This window comes from Sphingobacterium alkalisoli, assembly GCF_005049105.1.
Taxonomy (GTDB): domain Bacteria; phylum Bacteroidota; class Bacteroidia; order Sphingobacteriales; family Sphingobacteriaceae; genus Sphingobacterium; species Sphingobacterium alkalisoli.
In genome coordinates, this window is record NZ_SUKA01000017.1 from 1 (window position 1) to 5447 (window position 5447).

Genomic DNA, 5447 nt, shown 5'->3' on the forward strand with positions numbered 1-5447 from the left:
TGTATAAAAAAAGGCACCGACCTACTCTCCCACCTGTTACGGCAATACCATCGGCTCTGGCGGGCTTGACTGCTCTGTTCGGAATGGGAAGAGGTAGACACCGCCGATATAGGCACCTGAAGATCTTTTATTAGTAGGTAGTAGTTAGATATCAGTAATTAGAAACATCAAGCTTACACTTTGTCCAAATACTAAATACTCCATACTAAAGTACTAATCTAATGACTATCGAAAGAAAGAAAAACATACGGAGAAAACAACAGCAACTATCCGCCTGGAAAGCTTCGGGCTATTAGTACTACTCGGCTATGGTATCTCTACCTTTACACCTGTAGCCTATCGACGTAGTCATCTCCTACGGCCCTATGAGGAAGTCTCATCTCGTGGCTAGTTTCGCACTTAGATGCTTTCAGCGCTTATCTATTCCCGACGTAGCTACCCAGCCGTACACCTGGCGGCATAACTGGTTCACCAGCGGTCAGTCCATCCCGGTCCTCTCGTACTAAGGACAGATCCACTCAAACTTCCAACGCCCACAACAGATAGGGACCGAACTGTCTCGCGACGTTCTGAACCCAGCTCGCGTGCCACTTTAATGGGCGAACAGCCCAACCCTTGGGACCTTCTCCAGCCCCAGGATGTGACGAGCCGACATCGAGGTGCCAAACCTCCCCGTCGATATGAGCTCTTGGGGGAGATCAGCCTGTTATCCCCAGCGTACCTTTTATCCTTTGAGCGATGGCCCTTCCATACAGAACCACCGGATCACTATGTCCGTCTTTCGACCCTGGTCGACTTGTTGGTCTCACAGTCAAGCAAGCTTATGCCATTGCACTCCGCGTACGGTTACCAAGCGTACTGAGCTTACCTTTGAAAGCCTCCGTTACCTTTTTGGAGGCGACCACCCCAGTCAAACTACCCACCAAACAATGTCCTCCACATGATGGAGTTAGAAACCCGATACAGAAAGGGCGGTATTTCAAGGTTGATTCCACGGATCCTGGCGAACCCGCTTCAACATCTCCCGCCTATCCTACACATCCTGTACCCAATTTCAATGTTAAGCTATAGTGAAGGTGCATGGGGTCTTTCCGTCCCGTTGCGGGTAATCGGCGTCTTCACCGATACCACAATTTCACCGAGCTCATGGCTGAGACAGCGCCCAGATCGTTACACCATTCGTGCAGGTCGGAACTTACCCGACAAGGAATTTCGCTACCTTAGGACCGTTATAGTTACGGCCGCCGTTTACTGGGGCTTCGATTCAATGCTTCTCTTGCGATGACATCCCCTCTTAACCTTCCAGCACCGGGCAGGTGTCAGGCCTTATACCTCATCTTTCGATTTTGCAAAGCCATATGTTTTTGCTAAACAGTCGCCTGGGCCTTTTCACTGCGGCTTCTTGCATTGCTGCAAGGAAGCGCCCCTTCTCCCGAAGTTACAGGGCCATTTTGCCGAGTTCCTTAGCCATGATTCACTCGAGCACCTTAGGATCCTCTCCTCGACTACCTGTGTCGGTTTACGGTACGGGTTTTCTTAACCTGAAGCTTAGCGGGTTTTCTTGGAAGTCTGGTTACCTGCTCTATCTGCGCCGCCGAAGCTTTGCAGTACTGTTGGGTTTCAGCACACCCGGCGGATTTGCCTACCGAATGTATACCTACGCCCTTTAACGGACTATTCCGTCAGTCCGCGGCAGTGTCACTACTCCGTCACCACATCGCAGTTAAAAAAAGTACTGGAATATTAACCAGTTGTCCATCGGCTTTCCCCCTTCGGGTGCGCCTTAGGCCCCGACTAACCCTGATCCGATTAGCGTTGATCAGGAAACCTTAGTCTTTCGGTGGGCGGGTTTCCCACCCGCCTTATCGTTACTTATGCCTACATTTGCTTTTCCAGAACCTCCACACCACATTGCCATGGTGCTTCTCCGGCGCTGGAATGCTCCCCTACCAGACATACATCTTTCAGTATGAATCCATAGCTTCGGTAATAATCTTGATGCCCGTTTATTATCCACGCCCGGTCGCTCGACTAGTGAGCTGTTACGCACTCTTTAAATGAATGGCTGCTTCCAAGCCAACATCCTAGCTGTCTGGGCAACCGGACCTCGTTAGTTCAACTTAGACTATATTTGGGGACCTTAGCTGATGGTCTGGGTTCTTTCCCTCTCGGCCTTGGACCTTAGCACCCAAAGCCTCACTGCCGGCCATATCTTGGTAGCATTCGGAGTTCGTCTGGATTTGGTAGGATTTGACTCCCCCGCACCCAATCGGTAGCTCTACCTCTACAAGACTCTATGCCGACGCTGTTCCTAAAAACATTTCGGGGAGTACGAGCTATTTCCCAGTTTGATTGGCCTTTCACCCCTACCCTCAGGTCATCCGGAAACTTTTCAACGTTTATCGGTTCGGTCCTCCATTACGTGTTACCGCAACTTCAACCTGCCCAAGGGTAGATCACAAGGTTTCGCGTCTACCTCTACTGACTATGCGCCCTGTTCAGACTCGCTTTCGCTGCGGCTGCGCGGCTTAACCGCTTAACCTTGCCAGTAAAGAGTAACTCGTAGGCTCATTATGCAAAAGGCACGCTGTCACGGAATCTCTCCGCTCCAACCGCTTGTAAGCACACGGTTTCAGGTTCTTTTCACTCCCCTGTTCGGGGTTCTTTTCACCTTTCCCTCACGGTACTGGTTCACTATCGGTCTCTCAGGAGTATTTAGCCTTACCAGATGGTGCTGGTCGATTCAAGCAGGATTTCTCCGGTCCCGCCCTACTCAGGATACCACTATGCTGACTCTCTTTACCTGTACGGGGCTATCACCCATACCGCGCAGTTTCCCACCTGCTTCCAGTTCATCCAGCCAATGCAATCCCGTGGTCCTACAACCCCCATATTGCCGTAACAATATGGGTTTGGGCTCTTTCCCGTTCGCTCGCCACTACTTGGGAAATCATTGTTATTTTCTTCTCCTACGCCTACTTAGATGTTTCAGTTCAGCGCGTTCGCGTATTATACAACATACCTTCAGTATGTTAGGTTGCCCCATTCGGAAATCTGCGGATCAGTTCGCATTTGCCAATCCCCGCAGCTTATCGCAGCTTATCACGTCCTTCATCGCCTCTGAGAGCCTAGGCATCCCCCGTGTGCCCTTATTTACTTTCTTCTCACCCATGGCCCTTTTGCTACCATGGTGATGCTTTGATATATATATCTGCGATACTACGTCCATAACAGTTCGGCCTTGACCGAGGGTCCGTCATAAACATCAAACGCATCACAGTATTGTCTCTACTGTTGTCTTCTCTTGTGTTTTCTTTCTTTCAATATGTCAAAGAACTCTTTGGTAGTACACAGTATTCAGATATTAGTAGTTAGACTCTTTTTTATGTTGCCATATCAATGTCCAAGTACTAAATACTAACTACTTAATACTATCTCGTGGAGAATATCGGAGTCGAACCGATGACCCCCTGCGTGCAAGGCAGGTGCTCTAGCCAGCTGAGCTAATTCCCCTTTTTATTAGTAGGCAGTAATCAGATATTAGTAGTTAGATGCCGGCATGACGCCATACAATGGTCTAAATACTATATACTAAATACTCATTACTACCTTGGTAGTCCCGAGCAGATTTGAACTGCTGACCCCTACATTATCAGTGTAGTGCTCTAACCAACTGAGCTACGGGACTAGCTTATCTTCTTCTCTCGGCGACCATCCCTAACGGGGAGGGCACTTTCTTCTGTGTCTCTATCTTTTAATAGGTAATAACCATGTAATAACGTAACGAGCACCAGTACCGGTTCTCTAGAAAGGAGGTATTCCAGCCGCACCTTCCGGTACGGCTACCTTGTTACGACTTAGCCCCAATTATCGGTTTTACCCTAACACGCTCCTTGCGGTAACACGCTTTAGGCACCCCCAACTTTCATGGCTTGACGGGCGGTGTGTACAAGGCCCGGGAACGTATTCACCGCGTCATTGCTGATACGCGATTACTAGCGAATCCAACTTCACGGGGTCGAGTTGCAGACCCCGATCCGAACTGTGAACGGCTTTTCGAGATTAGCACCACATTGCTGTGTAGCTGCCCGCTGTACCGTCCATTGTAGCACGTGTGTAGCCCCGGACGTAAGGGCCATGATGACTTGACGTCGTCCCCACCTTCCTCACTGCTTACGCAGGCAGTCTGTCTAGAGTCCCCACCTTGACGTGCTGGCAACTAAACATAGGGGTTGCGCTCGTTGCGGGACTTAACCCAACACCTCACGGCACGAGCTGACGACAGCCATGCAGCACCTAGTTTCGTGTCCCGAAGGACTGATCCGTCTCTGGATCATTCACTAACTTTCAAGCCCGGGTAAGGTTCCTCGCGTATCATCGAATTAAACCACATGCTCCTCCGCTTGTGCGGGCCCCCGTCAATTCCTTTGAGTTTCACCCTTGCGGGCGTACTCCCCAGGTGGATAACTTAACGCTTTCGCTTGGACGCTGACTGTATATCGCCAACATCGAGTTATCATCGTTTAGGGCGTGGACTACCAGGGTATCTAATCCTGTTCGATCCCCACGCTTTCGTGCATCAGCGTCAATCGCTGCTTAGACAGCTGCCTTCGCAATCGGTGTTCTGAGACATATCTATGCATTTCACCGCTACTTGTCTCATTCCGCCATCTTCAACAGAATTCAAGCCACTCAGTATCAAAGGCACTGCGACAGTTGAGCTGCCGTATTTCACCTCTGACTTAAATGGCCGCCTACGCACCCTTTAAACCCAATAAATCCGGATAACGCTCGGATCCTCCGTATTACCGCGGCTGCTGGCACGGAGTTAGCCGATCCTTATTCTTCAGGTACATTCAGCTTCCCACTCGTGGAAAGGTTTATTCCCTGACAAAAGCAGTTTACAACCCGTAGGGCAGTCATCCTGCACGCGGCATGGCTGGTTCAGGGTTGCCCCCATTGACCAATATTCCTTACTGCTGCCTCCCGTAGGAGTCTGGTCCGTGTCTCAGTACCAGTGTGGGGGATTCTCCTCTCAGAGCCCCTAGACATCGTCGCCTTGGTGGGCCGTTACCCCGCCAACTAGCTAATGTCACGCGAGCCCATCCATATCCTATAAATATTTAACAGTGGTCTGATGCCAGACTGCTGTGTTATGCGGTGTTAATCCGGATTTCTCCGGGCTATCCCCCTGATATGGGCAGGTTGCTCACGCGTTACGCACCCGTGCGCCACTCTCATCGGGACCGAAGTCCCGAATCCCGTCCGACTTGCATGTATTAGGCCTGCCGCTAGCGTTCATCCTGAGCCAGGATCAAACTCTCCATAGTAAAATGAAGTGTAAGACCAAGACTATTTATAATATAAACAGAATTGTCTTGTTTTTATATCTATTCCGGACTGACCTGGCTGGTCAGTTATTGCTAACTTATCGTTCTTAACTTTCG

2 tRNA genes and 3 rRNA genes are annotated in these 5447 nt (G+C 50.0%); all 5 read right to left on the reverse strand.

What is annotated here, in order from left to right:
* Positions 1–8: 8 nt before the first annotated feature.
* The 5 genes from rrf to FAZ19_RS23695 all read right to left on the reverse strand — a co-directional run bounded on the left by rrf (position 9) and on the right by FAZ19_RS23695 (position 5330).
* Positions 9–120: ribosomal RNA gene (gene rrf / locus FAZ19_RS23675) — 5S ribosomal RNA — on the reverse strand.
* Positions 121–273: 153 nt separating this feature from the next.
* A 23S ribosomal RNA gene (locus tag FAZ19_RS23680) occupies positions 274–3163 on the reverse strand.
* Between the two features lie 276 nt (positions 3164–3439).
* Positions 3440–3513: transfer RNA gene (locus FAZ19_RS23685), tRNA-Ala, on the reverse strand.
* Positions 3514–3611: 98 nt separating this feature from the next.
* Positions 3612–3688 (reverse strand) — tRNA-Ile (locus tag FAZ19_RS23690).
* Between the two features lie 120 nt (positions 3689–3808).
* Positions 3809–5330, reverse strand: a 16S ribosomal RNA gene (locus FAZ19_RS23695).
* Together the 16S, 23S and 5S rRNA genes with 2 tRNA genes alongside form the textbook arrangement of a ribosomal RNA operon.
* Positions 5331–5447 lie beyond the last annotated feature (117 nt).